The sequence below is a fragment of the Nitrosovibrio tenuis genome (genome assembly GCF_900109785.1).
GTDB classification, from domain to species: domain Bacteria; phylum Pseudomonadota; class Gammaproteobacteria; order Burkholderiales; family Nitrosomonadaceae; genus Nitrosospira; species Nitrosospira tenuis_A.
The window spans coordinates 18,612-36,016 of the sequence record NZ_FOBH01000014.1; the positions used below are offsets into that span (position 1 = coordinate 18,612).

The 17,405-nt window shown below is 55.3% G+C and carries 14 protein-coding genes and 1 pseudogene; 5 read left to right on the top strand and 10 right to left on the bottom strand.

Annotated features, from left to right (window positions below; translation table 11 throughout):
• Positions 1–20: 20 nt before the first annotated feature.
• The 6 genes and pseudogenes from BMX00_RS12765 to BMX00_RS12790 form a co-directional block, all read right to left on the bottom strand.
• Complete coding sequence (locus BMX00_RS12765) at positions 21–1,112, bottom strand: hypothetical protein (RefSeq protein WP_090829409.1); 1,092 nt, start codon at positions 1,110–1,112, stop codon at positions 21–23.
• A 132-nt stretch (positions 1,113–1,244) separates the two neighbouring features.
• A complete protein-coding gene (locus BMX00_RS12770) occupies positions 1,245–1,991 on the bottom strand; it encodes a 3-oxoacyl-ACP reductase family protein (protein WP_090829410.1) in 747 nt (248 codons plus the stop codon).
• A gap of 82 nt (positions 1,992–2,073) precedes the next feature.
• Positions 2,074–2,424, bottom strand: a complete 351-nt coding sequence (locus tag BMX00_RS12775; RefSeq protein WP_090829411.1) for a DUF5335 domain-containing protein — start codon at positions 2,422–2,424, stop codon at positions 2,074–2,076.
• A 520-nt stretch (positions 2,425–2,944) separates the two neighbouring features.
• Positions 2,945–4,948 carry a bifunctional metallophosphatase/5'-nucleotidase gene (locus BMX00_RS12780; RefSeq protein ID WP_090829412.1) on the bottom strand — a complete coding sequence of 668 codons (2,004 nt, stop codon included), beginning with the start codon at positions 4,946–4,948 and terminating at the stop codon, positions 2,945–2,947.
• Between the two features lie 138 nt (positions 4,949–5,086).
• The gene (locus BMX00_RS12785) at positions 5,087–6,442 is read right to left on the bottom strand and encodes an esterase-like activity of phytase family protein (protein WP_090829413.1); all 1,356 of its coding nucleotides are present in this window, start codon (positions 6,440–6,442) and stop codon (positions 5,087–5,089) included.
• A 341-nt stretch (positions 6,443–6,783) separates the two neighbouring features.
• A pseudogene (locus tag BMX00_RS12790) lies at positions 6,784–7,394 on the bottom strand (IS3 family transposase); the annotation flags it as partial.
• Positions 7,395–7,821: 427 nt separating this feature from the next.
• Here BMX00_RS12790 and BMX00_RS12795 point away from each other — a divergent pair.
• The 3 genes from BMX00_RS12795 to BMX00_RS12805 all read left to right on the top strand — a co-directional run bounded on the left by BMX00_RS12795 (position 7,822) and on the right by BMX00_RS12805 (position 11,691).
• Positions 7,822–10,020: a TonB-dependent siderophore receptor gene (locus BMX00_RS12795; RefSeq protein WP_143053108.1), complete on the top strand. Its 2,199-nt coding sequence runs from the start codon at positions 7,822–7,824 to the stop codon at positions 10,018–10,020.
• Positions 10,008–10,256, top strand: coding sequence for a TonB-dependent receptor (locus tag BMX00_RS14915; RefSeq protein ID WP_090829415.1), 249 nt, complete (start codon positions 10,008–10,010; stop codon positions 10,254–10,256). The genes BMX00_RS12795 and BMX00_RS14915 overlap by 13 nt, the downstream gene beginning before the upstream one ends.
• A gap of 151 nt (positions 10,257–10,407) precedes the next feature.
• A complete protein-coding gene (locus BMX00_RS12805; RefSeq protein WP_090829416.1) occupies positions 10,408–11,691 on the top strand; it encodes a TIGR03118 family protein in 1,284 nt (427 codons plus the stop codon).
• A gap of 99 nt (positions 11,692–11,790) precedes the next feature.
• Here the strand turns inward: BMX00_RS12805 and BMX00_RS14920 are convergent, their stop codons facing one another.
• The 4 genes from BMX00_RS14920 to BMX00_RS12825 all read right to left on the bottom strand — a co-directional run bounded on the left by BMX00_RS14920 (position 11,791) and on the right by BMX00_RS12825 (position 15,913).
• Positions 11,791–12,603: a PEP-CTERM sorting domain-containing protein gene (locus tag BMX00_RS14920; RefSeq protein WP_090829417.1), complete on the bottom strand. Its 813-nt coding sequence runs from the start codon at positions 12,601–12,603 to the stop codon at positions 11,791–11,793.
• A gap of 247 nt (positions 12,604–12,850) precedes the next feature.
• The gene (locus BMX00_RS12815; protein WP_090829418.1) at positions 12,851–13,051 is read right to left on the bottom strand and encodes a YbdD/YjiX family protein; all 201 of its coding nucleotides are present in this window, start codon (positions 13,049–13,051) and stop codon (positions 12,851–12,853) included.
• 20 nt (positions 13,052–13,071) lie between these two features.
• Positions 13,072–15,147: a carbon starvation CstA family protein gene (locus BMX00_RS12820; protein WP_090829419.1), complete on the bottom strand. Its 2,076-nt coding sequence runs from the start codon at positions 15,145–15,147 to the stop codon at positions 13,072–13,074.
• 196 nt (positions 15,148–15,343) lie between these two features.
• Positions 15,344–15,913 (bottom strand): DNA-3-methyladenine glycosylase, encoded by a 570-nt coding sequence (locus tag BMX00_RS12825; RefSeq protein WP_090829420.1) that lies wholly within the window; start codon positions 15,911–15,913, stop codon positions 15,344–15,346.
• On the opposite strand from BMX00_RS12825, the gene BMX00_RS14610 reads away from it, so the two are divergent.
• On the top strand, positions 15,912–16,073 hold the full coding sequence (locus tag BMX00_RS14610; protein ID WP_177171863.1) for a hypothetical protein: 162 nt from the start codon (positions 15,912–15,914) through the stop codon (positions 16,071–16,073). The two genes, BMX00_RS12825 and BMX00_RS14610, sit on opposite strands and share 2 nt — an antisense overlap.
• A gap of 411 nt (positions 16,074–16,484) precedes the next feature.
• Positions 16,485–17,360, top strand: a complete 876-nt coding sequence (locus tag BMX00_RS12830) for a DMT family transporter (RefSeq protein ID WP_090829421.1) — start codon at positions 16,485–16,487, stop codon at positions 17,358–17,360.
• The last annotated feature ends 45 nt before the right edge of the window (positions 17,361–17,405 follow it).

The following is a 17,405-nucleotide window of genomic DNA, read 5'->3' on the forward strand; positions in this document are numbered from 1 at the left end:
GTTGATGTGAATGTACATGCTTAAGGGGTTGGCAGCCCGCATTCGATCCCGTTCTCTACGCTCTTCATGAAGGCACCGGCCGCATGGCCGGTGATGTCGATCCTCTGCGCCCTATCTCCGAGGGTCAGGCCAAAACCGCCTCGTTCCCTTTCCGTTTCATCATGGGTGCATTGCAGCCTGAGCAGGTATGCCAGTCCGGTGCAGATACACTGGTGATAGCGCTTGGTGCGCTCATCGTTTGAGGTGCCGTCCGAGGTGCGTATGAACGCATGGGTGTCGAACGCATAGGCGTCGTTGAGGCCCTCTAGGGCGCAGGCCACCTCCACTGACACCTGCTGGGCTGGATGGCGCTCGACGTTCTCATAGAAGCCCCGCTCAATGATCTGGTCGTGCATGCGGCAGAGGTAGTCCGCAACATCCTGCTTGATCCCGGCGCTTTGAGTGTACTCGAACAAGAGGCGGCAGAGCTGGGATTGCCAGTTGGCGAAGAAGACCAGCATATCCTCCGCTACGTGATCGCGCCGGAAGTACTGCGCATCATAATAGAAAAAGCCGCGTTCCACGCTTTGCAGGTACCGGCTGTCCTTTAACTGCCGATAGGTTTCCAGAAGGGAGAGCATGGCCTCGCCGGCGTACAGCTCCTCTCCCTGGTCGGGCAGATCGTGGAAGTACACCTTGTACGAGCCGTTTGGCCTCTGCTGCCGGAGTATCCCGTCGGCGAGGGCGGCGATTTGCCGCGCCCTTCGAGTCTCCTTGGGCGGCGGGGCGTGCAGCAGGGCCAGGATCATGAAGGCGCTGTGGGAGATGGATGAAGGCTCTTCCAGGCGGTGGGGGTCGAGGATCACATACCCGTCGCGTTCCACGAGGTAATCATCGTAGTGCCGCAACGACTTCTCGACCAGTGGTCGAAGCTCATTCCTGTTCAGGAAATCGCCGAGCATTGCCGCATCCCACACGGAGGCGATCTCCCGGATGGGGGATTTCTTGCGGATGAAGGTGTCGTCCTGGGGGAGGTAGAGGTACTCAAACAGCCCGGTATCCGGACTGATCATGCCCTCGTACCACCGGTAGACGAGTTCCAGACGCTGCGTCAGCAACTCTGCTGTTTTCATGGGGCTTGTCCCTCCAGCCATTCCTGTACGCAATGAAGTCAATGCGCCGCTTTCATTCGAGCCTGAATAGAGATGGGTTCGACGGCCGGAACTTTGCCTGGCAATCTGAACTGACGTTTCGATTCCGGAAAGCTATGCGGTGAATCCCCCATCAATCATCAGGCTCGCGCCGGTTACGAAGCCCGCTTCGGGTCCAGCAAGATACGCGACCATCGCGGCGACCTCGTCGACGCTACCGTAGCGCCGAAGAGCCATAACCTGCGTCCGCAGAACCTCGGCGAAATCGCTATCCGCGGGATTCATATCGGTGTCGATCGGCCCCGGCTGAACATTGTTGATGGTGATTCCGAGCGGGCCGAGGTCGCGCGCCAGTCCCTTGACCAGTCCCACAAGTGCGGCCTTGCTCATGGCGTATACAGCCCCGCCCGCAAATGGCATGCGATCGGCGTTGCAGCTGCCAATATTGATGATGCGTCCGCTTGTCTTCATGTGCTGTACGGCGGCCTGCGTGGCGACGAACACGGCGCGCACGTTCACCGCCAGCATATGATCGAAATCTTCAAGGCGATAACTATAAATAGATCCCATCACGCCGATACCAGCGCTATTTACCAGAATATCGATGCCGCCCAACTCCCCTACCGTTCGCTCCACGGCAGCTACTACCGCCTTCGCATCCGCACTGTCGGCCTCGATCGCCAATGCCCGCACTCCAAACGCTTGTGCCGCCTTCACCGTTTCATCGGCCCGGCCAGGATTGCTGACATAGGTCAGCGCGACGGCGGCGCCTTCGCGCGCGAGACGCTTCACGATGGCGGCGCCAATACCGCGACTGCCACCGGTAACCAGCGCACATTTATTTTGAAGTGTGAGGCTCAAGAGTTTTTCCTACTGTGAACATGAGTTGCCACGATGGTTTTTTCGTAGGGTAAAGGCCATGTCACCATGCTCACCGGCATATTCAGCGACTCCCTTCTGACGGCGGGGGCAACCTGAGCGGATCCTTCAAGAGCAGGATATGGTGTTCTCCCGCGGCGTCCACGACCTCCATGCTGTGGAGGCTCTCGACGTCCTGATCGACGTGGATTTGCTTCGGATGCCAGATGTTGTGCTCAATCCCCTCAACCATCACCGTGAGAACGTCGTCCTTTGGATCGTAACTCAGCCCCAGTAGCGGCAACCAGTCGACCTCAACCTGGTCGCCCAGTCCCAGCCCGGCGACTTCCACTTCCACCAGCTTCGTGGGCAGCGCCTTCGAGACGTGGTCGAAATAGTCTTGCCACCTGGATTTCGCGAGTTGTGTCAATGCCATGTCTGATCTCCTTTTGATTATGCCGCCGCCGCAAAGTCGGGCAGAATATTGCCCTCGATGTTACCGTCCTTCCCAATCCGCATTTCTCCCCGCTAGTCACGACGGGCGCAAGGGATGATGTGCTATGACTCCAATATAGATCAAGTGGAATGACAGCGCTTGGTACGCAATGAGTACTTGCCGGAACGGAGCTTAAATCGGCGTTTCATCGTTTCGGGGAAACCAGCCGGTGAGCAAGCGTCGAGCCAGTGTCCGAGTTTCTCGATGACGTGCAAATCAGGAACTAAAAATAATCGCGTGACGAGCGATCCCAACATGGACAGACAGCCCGGGTGACCAACAGGGAGGCGGATTTCCTATAAGAGGAGCGGATTTCCTATATGAGGCGGTCGCAAGGCGAGCCCCAAATAACGTAGCCAGACGACAAGTTGCGCCTGCACCCCATTACTGCAGGCGCCTTTCTTTGTGAACAATAAAGGGGGGGCAATACCCCTCATCAGGTTCGTGCCGATACTATTGATTAGTTACAGGCAGCGACGTTCCGAATACGGTCCTGCGACCCAGGGGTGATACCGCCAGGGTTGGCATGAAGGTAAGCTTCAAGGGCATCCAGATCGACGTCGCCGCCCAACTGATTGGTGCCGAGGTTGAACACGCTGTAGTTGTCGCCGCCGCTGGCCAGAAAGGAGTTCATGGTCACACGATAGCTTGCGGATTTGTCGATGGCGACGCCATTGAGCTTCAACGATCCGTCACAGACGTAGTTCGCACCCAGAGGGCTCACCTTCGGCACGAAGGTGTGCTGGTAGGTGAAGCCGTTGGAAATTTGCAGGGTGCGCCCGCCATCGGCGTACTGGCCGGCAGCCCACTGCTGATTGAGCAGGTCATAGAGTTGCTGGCCGGTCAACGTTTTTATTGTCAGGCTGTTGCCGAAAGGCTGCACGGTAAATGCTTCACCATACGTAACATTGCCGTCGCCTTCGTCAGCAGTGCTACCGGCATAGGTCAAATCGGCGCGGATGCCACCGGTATTCATGAAAGCGATTGCCGCGCCGCCTTTGTCTGGGGGAGCGGTGGCCGCAAGTTGCGAATCAGCGATAACGTCGCCCAGTGCGGACTCGCCGGCTGCGTTTCGGACAGCGGTGATATTGGCGGTAATGCTACCAATGACGCGGTTGGCGATCGGCTCGGCAAGTGCTTGGTAGTTGGCGACGATGACGCTGATCTCGTCCACGGGCTTGATCGGATCGGCGGCATGTAGAACATTGTCGCGGTCCACAAGTTTGTTCATGGCGCTAACCGCGACGATGTCCTTGGTGCGGGTATCGAGGATGAGGTCGATGCTGGTGAGGAGGCGACCAAATGCCCCGGCGCTGGTGACCGGGATGGTGCGGCCTGTGCTATTTGGCAGGGTGCAGTTGTACGCTTGGTGGGTATGGCCGGAAATGATCAAGTCCACTGCATCGTCCAGGCGCTTGACGATATCGACGATGGGGCCCGAGACGCCGGCGCAGCCGTTGATGCTGCCCGGGGCCAGTCCGCCTTCATGGAGCAGCACGACAACGGCGTTGATGCCGTGACGTTTGAGCTTGCCAATCAACTGGTTAACGGTGTCGGCTTCATCTTTGAATGCCAGCCCGGAGATACCGGCAGGCGTAACGATGCTGGGCGTGCCTTTCAGGGTCATTCCGATGAAGGCCACACGGTTACCCTTGAAGTTCTTCACGCCATACGCGGGAAACAGGGTTTTGCCGCTGGCGGTGTCCATCACGTTGGCAGCGAGGAAGTCGAACCTGGCACCTTCAAACGGGTAGGGAGTGCCGACGCTGTTGCCCTGGCAGCTATTGGCATCGGTGGGATGGCAGCCGCCATTCTGCATGCGCAGCAGTTCTTCGCGGCCTTCGTCGAATTCGTGGTTGCCTACGGCGTTGAACTCCAAACCAAGGCGGTTCATGGTTTCGATCGTAGGCTCATCATGGAACAGAGCGGAATCGAGCGGACTGGCACCGATCAGGTCGCCCGCGGACACCACCACGTTGTTTGGCGCGCTTGCCTTGAGTTGCTTTACCAGGCCGGCCAAGTAATCGACACCACCAGCCGGCGTACGGGGGGGAATGCCGTCCACGGGACTGGTAAAGTTCAGGTCGGCTCCGTCGATGTTGCCGTGGAAGTCGTTGAAGGCTATCACGCGCACCTTCAGGGTTTTACCGACCTCGGATCGTGCACCGGCTGCGCGCAATTCCGCGGCTTCTTTTGACCTTAGTATGCCTTGCCGGGCCCACCCGGTCACCTGTTTCGAAAGGCGGGCGACAAATTCGCCATGGTTGCGGTAGTTAGCGCCTTCTGCTTCAGTGTCGATGATCAGATTATTCAGGCAGGTTGCGCCGACCGTTTTGTTTGCCACTGCGGTGGAGATCTGCGAGCTGTCTTCGCCGATGGTGATATTGCCGGTGCAATTTGCGGTGGCTGTGCCGGCCAAGGCTAAACCTATTAGGGCGGCGAGCGGCTTTAAAATGGGAATCATCTAATTTGCCTTCAAATATGGGTTTTGGAGGACGCGTCGCACAGCTTGGTGGCGGGATGACTAACGCATCATCCCGCTTGGGCTGAGTTCGCGTCCAGCTCGCGGGCTCGAAACCCGCGGGCAACGGTTTTGACAGAGTCAACGACGATCGTGATGTTCTTCTCGAGCTTCACAGCGGTTGGCAGAGGCTTCTCCCTGGGCGTGGCGATGATGTCCGAGGCCGGAGATCGGGCTCGCGACCCGGATCTTAAGCAGTTCCGTGTTGTCCGATGCCAGCTCGCGGCCACCGCCGTAGGGGAAGTTGTTGTCGTTAATCACCAACAGGGTTTCGGCATCGAGGATCAACACGTCCTCGATGGTTACATAAGGGAAGGTGAATGTAGTCTTACCATCACCGTTCAGATCGTTCGGGTCGGCGATATTCATCAGGTCGACCAATTCGGTCTTCTTGAGCGTGCCGCCGCTGGCGACATTGTTGATGTCGGCGATGAATATTTTCTTGACCGGCGTGCCGCTGGTCGCCGTACTGCCATTATGCTCGATGACCAGGAAGCGATGGTCGTCGATGGCAGTCATGTCGCCGATAGCGTTGCCATCGGAATCCAGCGGATAAACATAGCTGACACCGGTATAGGCCTCGTCGTCGATATCGAACTCATCGATACGCAGCACCTTGGCCGCATCTCCGGTAACGGTCTTCTCGAGCAGGGTGTATAGCTTGTCACCGCGTCTGTTGATCGCCATGCCCTCGAAGCCGCCTGAACTGCCAAGGTTGGCGACGGCAGCGCCAGCGATGACATCCTTGTGTTGAGGAGCATAAACACCTGGCAGAGAGATTTCGCTGCGCAGAACGGTACCCGACGTGTCAGTCTTGATCAGGTAAGGTCCGAACTCGTCACCGAACCAGAGATTGCAGTTCTTGTCGCGGCGGACCGATTCGATGTCGAGGTCAGCACCGGTCAGAAGGCGACCGAACTTGATGCTCGGGTCGACGCTTGGCTTGCCGGGGTCGTTGTAGTAATTATCCAGATCGGCCTGGATCGTGATCCCAAGCTTGTGATTTACATCGTTGAGCGTGATCCGGCTGGGGTTGGAAAACTTGCGCAGTTTGGTGCCCAACGTGAAGTTAGCCGCGGAAACCAGGCCCGTACCGCCGATTGATGTCTTGAAGTCCGCCTTCAAGGCGTACATACGCAGCAGAGCATCGGCCGAGTTGGTCTGTGCGCCGAACCCGTTGTCGGTGATCACCAGGAAGTTATCCTTCTCAGGTCCGGGCAGGACAGCAGAAAACCCTTGCACTGGCTGCAGGTCGACGTATGGAGGAAGATTGGTCCCATACGGGTTCGCGGCAGTGAACTGACCCGAGGTCGGGCCGTCGGAAAAGGTGGCTGCAGGAAGCATGGCCCAGCCGATTAACGTATTGCCGGCAGCGAACGCCGGGGTGGCGAGGGCGACGGCCAGGGTGATGATCAGCGGGTTGAAGGCAGTTTTCATGGTCTGTTTGTTCTCCGAGCGGTTGGGGGCGGACGAATTACTGCTGCGTCCCGAACTGGCTATAAAATCATCGCTCACATCGGGAGCAATTCGGATGTTCCGCGACCATCACAGAAAGAGAAACAGGGATTAGTAGTGTCGGGCAACGGGCACTGAGCAGGGCACCAGGATACATGACTCTCGAAATGACCGGCGTCGTACTTCTGCCATTACAAGGCCGCGGGTACAACCTTGGAAGAGCATAAAGGGCAAACATGACAGTATATCCTTTGGACTGCAAATCAAACTGGTTCGAAGAGACTATGCGAGATCACCTTCCCCGGCAGTCGCTGCCAGGGGTTTTACCCCGGCTCCACGAACGGTTTGGTTAAGTCTAAATTGCATTGCTGACGCATTTCCATCTGTCGACGTTTTCTTGGGTTGTGAAATCGCTCGATGTAGTCGAAGATATCTTTCCTTGCTTCAGCGCGAGTTCGATACTGTCGGCGATATATCCGCTCGCGCTTGAGCACTCCAAAGAAGCTTTCCGCTGCTGCATGGTCGGCACAGCTGCCCACCGCACTCATGCTGCAGATCAGGTTGTGTCCCTTCAGGAAATACTGGTACTCACCACTGGTAAACTGACATCCGCGCCAGCGTTTACGCTGGGGAATTCCCTTTAGCCCCGGCTTACGCATCAGCCTCGCTACACGATTGCGGCCACACGGCTCGCCTGCATACGCAACTCCTCCCAAACTCGGGGACTACCCATCACCCCGTCACTCCCATCATGAATCCTCTTGATGCGCTCGAGCAATCGCTGGTTATCCTCAGCTCCATGACTCAAGGGGCGAGCCCGCCAATCATAGTAGCCGCTGGACGAAACATGCAGATAACGGCACATCAGGCGGATCGGGAAGGCGTCGCGGCAGCGTTCGATCATGCGATATCTCATTTCTATCGAATTCCGAAGGCCTTGCTTGTTTTATGGAATAGTATATAATGCGAATCATTCGTATTCGTAATCACAAAAAAAATCACAAGAGCCTCACAAAACCTGAACAAATGTTACAAATGCAGCGCCCCAATGTTGAGGGACCAATGTTTGACATTATGAAAACCAGAAACAGGAAACGAACATGTAGCCAGGCATAGATTTATCCGTTGCCGCTGAGTTTCTCCTTCTCAGTGGCCTTTCAGCCAGCCAGCCCATCCCCGGCAAGCCAGCCACTTTTTTTTAACCGACTTGTCAGGGCTTGCTGGCTGTGGCGCAGCATAAAACAACACTGAGCAATGATATAGCCGCTCTTCGCCTTACTACGGGCGTTCTGGACGCGGTTTCTCCTCTTTCCATTTATCCTCACCGGTTGCATGCTTCCTGGTCGCGCAGAAGCTGTCGATTGCGTGCTCTTGCGGCGTTCCACGGCATCCTGATCTGCCTGGGAACGATCTTCATGACATCCGCCTATGACGCCCGTGCGGAGTCAGCCAGTGCCGCCGATACCGCGGTGCAGTCATTCAACATTCTCCCGAGCCCGCTGGAAGATACACTGAACCGTTTTGCGCAACAAACGGGTATCACGCTTTCGTTCAATGCGGCCGAGATAAAAGGACTGATGACCCAAGGACTACAGGGAGATTTCACTGTTCAGGCCGGGTTAAATCAATTACCGATCGGCAGCGGTTTGCAAGCAGTGCCCCAGGCGAATGGGTATGCCATAAAGAGAACGCAGGAATCTACAGCCAGTGCCCCCTCCGGTACCGCATCCTCTAGCGGCGTGCCGGTACTTCCGCCGCTTGTGGTGTCGGCAAGCAAGGGACGTGACTACGCCGTCGCCCAAAGCGTGACCGCCACTAAGACAAATACGCTCTTACGCGATGTGCCGCAAGCCATCACCGTCGTGACGCAGGATCTGATCAAGGATCAGGGAATGCTGAGCATGGCCGATGTGGTGCGCTATGTTCCTGGCGTGGGGATGGCGCAAGGAGAAGGCAACACCGATGCACCGATCTTCAGGGGTAATCAATCAACAGGGAACTTTTTTGTCGATGGCATCCGTGATGATGTCGAGTATTTTCGCGACCTTTATAACATTGAGCGTGTGGAAACCCTGAAAGGTCCCAATGGCATGATCTTCGGCCGCGGTGGCGCCGGCGGCGTGATCAACCGGGTCAGCAAGGTGGCTGGTTGGGATCCCATACGCTCCTTCTCGTTCCAGGCAGGGTCATTCGGGACGAAACGGCTGTTAATGGACGTCGGCCAGGGCTTGAACGATGTGGCGGCTTTTCGCGTCAATGCCATGTATGAAAATTCCGGCAGTTACCGTGACGGTGTCCACTTGAGCCGCCACGGCATCAATCCTACGCTTACGCTCAAGCCGACGGACCGCACCAACATTACTATGGGGGGAGAGTATTTTCGCGACGATCGTGTCGCCGACCGCGGTATTCCATCTTTCATGGGGCGCCCCATTGATACCAGTACATCCACTTTCTTTGGCGATCCTCGCCGCAGTCCGACGGGTACCACGGTTCTCAGTTTGTACTCATTGATCGAGCATGGGTTCGACAATGGCGTTACCTTTCGCAATCGCACACGCTATGCCGTTTACGACAAGTTTTATCAGAACATATTTCCCAGTACAGTCAGTCCTGACGGAACCATGGTTGATCTCGGTGCATACAACAGTTCCATGAAGCGCAGCAACGTCTTCAACCAGTCTGACCTGATGTACACCCTGAATACGGGGCCACTGGAACACAGACTGTTGGCGGGAATCGAGGTAGGCCAACAAATTACCAATAACTTGCGCAAGACCGGTTATTTCAACAACGATGTCTTCTCGGGCACAGATCATCCGGACGACCCGGAGGATGACGCCCTTTTCAGTTCGGTGTCAGTACCGGTAATCAACCCGCGAACGGCGGACCCCGTCTCCTTCAGGCTCGATCCCACCGGCGTAAGCAACCGTATTACTGCAAACATAATCGGGCTCTACGTACAGAATCAACTGAAATGGTCCAAATTTCAGGCGATACTCGGTTTGCGCTATGACGATTTCGAGTTGAAATTGCATAATAATCGCACTGGGGAAGAACTCAGCAAAACAAACGGATTACTCTCGCCGCGCGCCGGCCTGGTTTTCAAGCCGATTGAGCCGGTTTCCATTTATTGGAGCTATAGCCTGGCCTATGTACCGCGTGCTGGCGATCAACTGTCCTCACTTGAAATCACCAACCAGGCACTTACCCCGGAAAGATTCATTAATCTCGAAGCCGGCGTAAAGTGGGATATACGGCCCAACCTGGCTGTTACCGCAGCAGCATACCGGCTGGACCGTACCAACGTAGCTATTCCCGATCCGGTTAACCCGGTACGGCTACTGCTTGCCAACGCCCAGCGCAGCGAGGGCATCGAATTGGGTATCAGCGGAAGAATAACCTCGACCTGGAGCGTGATGGGTGGATATGCCTATCAGGACAGCAGAATCACCCGTTCACAAGGAGAGGGTGGTGAAGCAGGTTCCGTTTTGGCGCAGGTCCCCCGGCACACGTTCTCGCTATGGAACCGTTTGGACATTACGCCATGGTGGGGCTAGCGCTGGGCGTGATCACGCGCAGCAAAATGTTCGCCGCGGTGGATGATTCGGTTGTTTTGCCGGGCTACACGCGGCTGGATGCGGCAATGTACGCGAGACTCGACAAGCGCTTGCGTCTGCAGGTGAACGTCGAAAACATGCTTAACAAGCACTACTTTCTCTCCGCCAGCAATAACAACAACATTACGCCGGGCTCGCCGGTCGCCATACGCGGAATGGTGATATTGGATTTTTAGTGCATTGTCATTTCTGCAAACCAGGAATCCAGCAGTTTTTAAAGGGTCTCCCTAAAGCTATTTGATAGCTACCTTTAAACGGAAGGGGCTGCATGCTTTTTCGTTAAGTCGAGCCCCATATCTATACAACATTCATGCCACAGGAGGAAAAATGAAAAATGCATATAAAATCGGAAACAAAGGCAAAGCATGGTTGTCGGGCAGCGCCTTCCTGGCACTTCTGGCAGCTTCGGTGCAAGTCCATGCGGCTGGGTACATGCAGACGAACCTGGTTGCAAGCACCGACGCCTACGGTGCAAGCATTGTCGATCCAACCCTCATCAATGCCTGGGGCATTGCTATCCGCCCCGCCGGCTTTGGCGGCCACTTCTGGGTGGAGAGCAACGTTGCGGGAACAACGAACCAGTTCATCGGGGATGTGGGTGGTACCCCGCTGTTTTCAGACGACCTTCGGCTGGTAACTGTCCCTGGTCCGGCGACCGGCCAGGCGGTTTCCATCGGAACGCCAACCGGCGTGGTATTCAACCCGGGCGCACGATTCCCGATAACGCAGGGATCTCTCACGGAACCGGCCAAGTTTATTTTCGCGACCGATACAGGCACCATTTCGGCATGGACTGAACGTAAAAACGCTGATGGCAGCTTCGATCGTCCGGCGTTCGCCAAGCTCGTCATTGATCGTTCGTCAGCGGGGGCACACTATTTCGGCATTGCCCTGGGTCCGGGCAATGATCGTATCCATGTTGCAAATTTCGGAGCCAACGCAGGTATTCAGAGCTTCGACGGCAACTTCACCGAAACGAGCACTCCGGCTGCATTCGTAAACCCTTTTTCCACTTCGGCAAGCGCACAGCCCGGCGGCTATGCCCCATTCAATATCCAGGCATTGACAGGTCCGGACGGAACGAACCTGTTTGTGCCATATGCCAAAACACAGGAAGACCCTGAAAGGCCGGGGCAGATCCTTGGCGGTGAAGAAGTCAGCGGTGCAGGCTTCGGACGGCTCGCAGAGTTCGATGCATCCGGCGCCTTGCTGCATACCTGGGATGATCGGGGCCTGTTAAACGCACCTTGGGGAGTTGCCTTCGCTCCTGACGGTTTCGGCGTCTATAGCGGCAAGCTGCTTGTAGGCAATTTTGGCGATGGCACAATCGTGGCATTCGATGCCGACACCCATAAGGCAATCGATTACCTGCGCGATGAGCAGGGGAACGTCATTTCCATCGACGGGTTATGGGGCCTGCAATTCGGCAATGGCGCGAGCCTCGGCCGGGCGGATGCCCTGTATTTCGCAGCAGGACCGCACGGTGAAACTGAAGGTCTTTTTGGCCGTCTGGAGGCCGCACCGGTTCCTGAACCTGAAACGTGGGTGATGTTCGCCGCAGGGCTCACCGTTCTCGGCTGGATTATGCGGCAACGCGTGAGAAACTCCTGAGGCGAAGCAAGAGGTGACGGCATAAAACTCATTGATCGCCATTGAACGGAAGAGTTTCTCACGGTACCCCAGGTGTGGGCGCTACGTCAATCCGTGGAGTCATCCACGTCGTTCTCCACGCGGGCGCCGGGCTATCGCGCCCATCAGGCCCAAGCCTGCCAGCAGCATTGCATAGGATTCCGGTTCAGGCACGGCGCTGACTGGAGAGTTTGCAGAGAGATCGAAGTTGATGTGGAGAGATCCACTGCCAGCGCCGTTCGCGAAAACGCCAAATACAAGAGTTCCAGATTGCATTTGCGGGGAAGTGCGCCCGTAGTTGTTATCTAATGTATAGGAAACGCCGGAATTGGAGTACGAGCTCCCGTTGTTCGCAAAGTTTTGAAAGCTGGCGGTCCCATTGACTGAAGCGTGGTCGTAGCTGTAGCAATAATAGCAGCCAGTTGTAGCCCCAGTCAGGCTGATCGTATAAGGAACGGTTACGGTCAGCACACCGGGGCCGCTGAAGGAGAAATTCTCGTCTCGACTGCCCGAAGAATACGTAGTGCCATCTTCCATCGCATTTGCGGTTCCCGAAAAGCTCAGCGGGGATGCCAACGCGTTGGCATATGTAGTTCCTGCATCCGCATTAGCTTCCGCGGTGGCTGTCCAATTATTGACCGACTTTGAATTATTCTCATATAAACCGGGAGACGCAGCATACGAGCTTAGCGACGTATTCTGACCGGAAAAAGTTACCGTAGGCGTTACCCCGCTAATCCCGGTAACCGATAGCTGGAGCTTGCTCCAGTCGATGGTAGCTGTAGCTGTAACCGGATTTACAATATCGGCTGCAAAAAGAGACTGGCTAAATCCGCTTCCAATAGCAATAGCGCATGCTACAACCGGAAGCCCGCTTTTAATTAAGTTGTTCATATAAACCTCCGTATATCGAAGAGACTCATCTTCATTTCAGCGGAATCGCTGAATTTCGAATATAAGTTGAATGCGTTCGATTTTCGGTGGGTCGATGTACAGACAAAAAAAGTAAACCGGGTTTATTCGCGGCTTTTGTTACGCTCCTTTAATAGGTGGTCTCCAGCAGGGTGTCTTCCAGCAGGTGGATATCATCCCAATGAAATTGAACTGGGTGACATTTTTTATACTTAGGCTTGTAAGCTGCCTAGCAGCACCGGCTGATCTTTCCATTCCCGCCGTAGCGTGCCTCCTGACGCTCGCGGAAGAATTTTTCATAAGACATGACCGGCTGGTCTGGATGAACGTTTGCCATATGTGTAACGTAGGCGCTGTATTCGGGCACACCTACCATCAGCCGCAGGCTTTGGTTGACATAGCGTCCCGCTCGGATAATCCTGTTTAGCATGATTCACCTTTATTCTAATTTCATGTCTTGGATATGATGGCTTCAGCGGGCAATAATTCAAACGGCGCTTCCCTGGCGCTGGGTCTGCCCAAGGCACGTGCCTGCAGGACCGTCCTGATACCGAAACCCAGCATGCTGATCAGTACCAGCATGAACAGCGCGGCAAGCGAAGCATTTACATAATCGTTAAAAATCACCTGCTGCATCTGCTCGATCGATTTTGCTGGAGCCAGAACCTGCCCGTTCGCAACCGCTTCCTTATATTTATTCGCGTGTGCCAGAAAGCCGATACGTGGATTGGCATCGAAGATCTTCTGCCAGGCCGCAGTCAGCGTACAAACCAGCACCCATGACGTCGGAATGATAGTGACCCAGGCAAAACGGTCGCGCTTCATTTTGAACAGGACGCTGGTACAGAGAATCAAGGCAACGCCCGCCAGCATCTGATTGGAGATCCCGAACAGCGGCCACAAGGTATTGATGCCGCCGAGTGGATCCACCACGCCCTGATACAAAAAATAGCCCCAGCCCGCCACGCACAGTGCCGTGGCGATCAGATTGGCAACCAGCGAGTCGGTCCGCTTCATCGATGGAATGAAAGCTCCCAGCAGATCCTGCAGCATGAAGCGTCCGGCGCGAGTCCCCGCATCTACCGCGGTCAGGATGAACAGTGCCTCGAACAGGATGGCGAAGTGATACCAGAACGCCATCATGGCTTTGCCCCCCGCGAACTCCGACAGGATGTGCGCCATGCCGACTGCCAACGTCGGCGCGCCGCCGGTACGGGAGATGATCGTGTGTTCGCCCACATCTTTCGCCGTCTGCGTAATCATTTCCGGCGTAATATAAAAGCCCCATTGAGATATGGTTTGCGCGGCGGATTCCGCGGTGGTGCCGATTATTGCGGCCGGACTGTTCATGGCGAAGTACACCCCGGGCTCAAGAGTGGAAGCGGCCACCAGAGCCATTATGGCGACGAACGATTCCATGAGCATGGCCCCGTAGCCGATGAAACGGGCATCGGTCTCGTTTCTGATCATTTTAGGGGTGGTGCCGGACGATATGAGCGAATGGAAACCGGATACAGCCCCGCAGGCAATGGTAATGAACAGGAAGGGGAACAGACTCCCCGACCAGACCGGGCCGGAACCATCCACAAACTGTGTGAATGCCGGCATCTTGAGCTGGGGCGACACAAAAATGACGCCGATCGCCAAACCAACGATGGTGCCGATCTTCAGGAAGGTGGACAGGTAGTCCCGCGGCGCCAGCAACAACCATATCGGTAGTACGGAAGCGACGAATCCATATGCAATGAGCAGCCAGGTGAGCTGTTCCCCCGTCAAGGTGAACAGGGCGGCCAGCGAGGGGATTTCCTGTACATACTGTCCACCGACTATGGACATCATCAGCAGTATAAAACCAATCAGCGAGACTTCACCAATGGCGCCAGGACGGACATAACGGGCATATACTCCCATGAGCAGGGCGATGGGGATCGTGGCGGCGACGGTAAATGTTCCCCACGGGGATTCAGCCAGGGCCTTGACTACAATCAGCGCCAGCACTGCCAGCAGCACCAGCATGATAAAGAAGGTGCCGAACAAGGCGATCGTGCCGGGGATGCGCCCCAGTTCAGATTTGATCAGATCACCTAGTGAGCGCCCATCGCGTCGCGTGGAAATGAAGAGCACAGTAAAATCTTGCACTGCGCCGGCGAACACGACACCGGTCAAAAGCCACAACATGCCGGGCATATAACCCATCTGCGCCGCAAGAATCGGGCCGACGAGGGGACCTGCTCCGGCAATCGCGGCAAAATGATGCCCGAACAATACGTATTTATGGGTGGGCACGTAGTCCAGCCCGTCGTTGAACTTGTAGGCCGGGGTCATGCGCGTCGGGTCCAGCCGCAACACCCGGCTAGCGATAAACTGGCTGTAGAAGCGATAGGCGATGGCAAAGACGCAAACAGTGGCGACAACGATCCAGATGGCGCCAATGGATTCACCACGGTTCAACGCAATAAACGCGAAGGCGAAGGCGCCAAGCATCGCAAATGCCAGCCAGCCGAGTTTAGCAATTACACTGCTCATCTGTTCTCCAATGTGAAATATTTTTCGTTCTGAAACTTGCCACGCGCTTAAATAGAGGAAGCGGTTAAATAGAGGAGTAGCCGCGGTCGAGTCTGGCCGTCGTCTCTACGGACGATCGCAAATCCGTCCAGGAACATCGGAACAGAGCGGCAAAAAGTCATGTTCCGCGATAACGGCGCATTTTGCCACCAGAGGTTCAGCGAAACGGACGGCTCAGAAAAGGGGACCCGGAGAGTCCGAAACGCCAGGGTGTATCCGTTGCCTTGGATATACCGATGCGCGGACCCGTCAAAACATGAATTTGTTCCTCAGGAGCCAGCAGCTGAAACGGTGGCTGGTCGATCAACAGTCCATTATGCGTATCCGTAATACCGAGTGCCTGACAAACTCGTCCGGGACCGGCACAAAGGAGCCGTTTCTCATTCAGTCCGCGTCTGACTCGTATGATCTCCAGCCCGGCGACTGGTTCGAGTGCGCGAATCAAAACGCCCGCGCCATGCCCTTCCGCCTGGCAGACGAAATTCAGGCACCAATGAATCCCATACGAACGATATATATATGCCCGGCCGGGAGGGCCGAACATTACTTTATTCCGCTGGGTTGGACCGGAGAAGCTATGTGAAGCCGGATCATCATGATCGTAGGCTTCCGTTTCCACAATCGTTCCCCCGACCCCATTGACCAGCAAGGTTGAGCCTATCAGAGACCGGGCCACATCAACCGAGGAGGCGAAAAAATCAATAGATGCCGAGGAGGGTACACTCATGCAGCAATTTTATACAGAAGACCTGATTGCTGAAACCGTCTCCCGGGCAATAGAGAAAACTTTTTTAGAAAGCGGCCTGATATTGCAGTACGAATTGACCTCTGCTGGAAGTTTAACGATTTCACCTGAAGCGTTGGTGTTGAATATGGGCCGGTTCTGATAGTCAAAAGTGAGCTTTGCTATTGTGGCCTTTCAGTAACCAGTTAATACGGGATTGCCGTTCCCTTTACCTTATCCACCGGCGCATCCAGATAGCCGGCAACCGACCAGAAATTAAGGACAGGGAAAACGCTTTAACAAGAGAGCTAGTCATTAAATAACCTCTGCATATCCTGTCATGACAGGTCATATTGATGGATAGGGATATTACTGAGGCGGAAAATAAATTAGAAAGATTAAAATATTCTGTCTTTATCAGAAGTTAAGCTATAGAAAAGCAAGTATTGGTCCGAAATTTGCTGTTGAGGATAAGATCCGGATCGCTGCTCCCACTTCAAGCAGGTCATCGAAATTGTCGATTAATAAGTTTCCGAACAGTAAGAGGAAGATAAAGATATCCGCGCCAGTACTCATGATTGCGGCAACTTTGCTTTTCGCAACCATGAGCATGTGTGTCAAGTTCGCTTCGGCGGACTACAGCACGGGTGAAATCGTGTTTTACCGCGGCATTGTGGGAGCGGCGATTATGATATTGCTCACCCGGATACGGGGTGAGACACTTCGTACCAGGCTGCCAGTCATGCATTTCTGGAGGAGCCTGACAGGCGTAAGCGCGTTGGGGCTATGGTTTTATGCCATCGAAAAACTGCCGCTTTCAACCGCGGTGACGTTGAACTACATGTCTCCCATCTGGATGGTTGTCGTCCTCATTGGCGGCTCGGCTTTGCGTAACGTGGAGAGGGTGGATGCTCGCCTGATATACACGGTGTTATTCGGTTTCGCTGGTGTGATTTGCGTTCTTCAGCCGACCATGGAGCGTGATCAGTTATGGGGCGGACTGATGGGCCTGCTGTCGGGCCTGCTTACCGCCTTGGCATATTTGCATGTGGCTGCGCTTGGCCGGGCCGGTGAACCGGAGGACCGTGTGGTATTTTATTTTTCTGTAGGTAGCATTGCGGCGGGCGCTTTAGTGACGACATTCCTCGATGAATGGCATTGGCATACCTTCCAGGGTCTGGGGATGCTGCTTGCGGTGGGCGTATTGGCGACACTGGCGCAGCTTTTGCTGACTCGTGCTTATAATATTGGCCGCATGCTCGTCAATGGCAGTCTTCAGTATCTCGGTATTGCCTGGTCTTACCTGTATGGCGTCCTGTTTTTTGGCGATACTGTCACCGCTATTGCGCTATCGGGAATGTTTTTGATTGTGGTGGCGGGCATCGCCGCCACGAGACTTCGCCAGTCCTCCAGGAAGGCTGGCGATATCAGTACGTCGCCCGAATCATGAGTCCGCGGTAAGTCCCTTCCTCGTGGCCCTATCCCTCTTGTCGCA

Coding starts and splice junctions, on each gene's coding strand:
- BMX00_RS12815 (WP_090829418.1), bottom strand. CDS start 13,051: ATGCTAAACAGGATTATCCGAGCGGGACGCTATGTCAACCAAAGCCTG.
- BMX00_RS12780 (WP_090829412.1), bottom strand. CDS start 4,948: ATGATTCCCATTTTAAAGCCGCTCGCCGCCCTAATAGGTTTAGCCTTG.
- BMX00_RS12765 (WP_090829409.1), bottom strand. CDS start 1,112: ATGAAAACAGCAGAGTTGCTGACGCAGCGTCTGGAACTCGTCTACCGG.
- BMX00_RS12820 (WP_090829419.1), bottom strand. CDS start 15,147: ATGAGCAGTGTAATTGCTAAACTCGGCTGGCTGGCATTTGCGATGCTT.
- BMX00_RS12785 (WP_090829413.1), bottom strand. CDS start 6,442: ATGAAAACTGCCTTCAACCCGCTGATCATCACCCTGGCCGTCGCCCTC.
- BMX00_RS12830 (WP_090829421.1), top strand. CDS start 16,485: ATGATTGCGGCAACTTTGCTTTTCGCAACCATGAGCATGTGTGTCAAG.
- BMX00_RS12775 (WP_090829411.1), bottom strand. CDS start 2,424: ATGGCATTGACACAACTCGCGAAATCCAGGTGGCAAGACTATTTCGAC.
- BMX00_RS14610 (WP_177171863.1), top strand. CDS start 15,912: ATGCAGCAATTTTATACAGAAGACCTGATTGCTGAAACCGTCTCCCGG.
- BMX00_RS12805 (WP_090829416.1), top strand. CDS start 10,408: ATGAAAAATGCATATAAAATCGGAAACAAAGGCAAAGCATGGTTGTCG.
- BMX00_RS12825 (WP_090829420.1), bottom strand. CDS start 15,913: ATGAGTGTACCCTCCTCGGCATCTATTGATTTTTTCGCCTCCTCGGTT.
- BMX00_RS14915 (WP_090829415.1), top strand. CDS start 10,008: ATGGTGGGGCTAGCGCTGGGCGTGATCACGCGCAGCAAAATGTTCGCC.
- BMX00_RS14920 (WP_090829417.1), bottom strand. CDS start 12,603: ATGAACAACTTAATTAAAAGCGGGCTTCCGGTTGTAGCATGCGCTATT.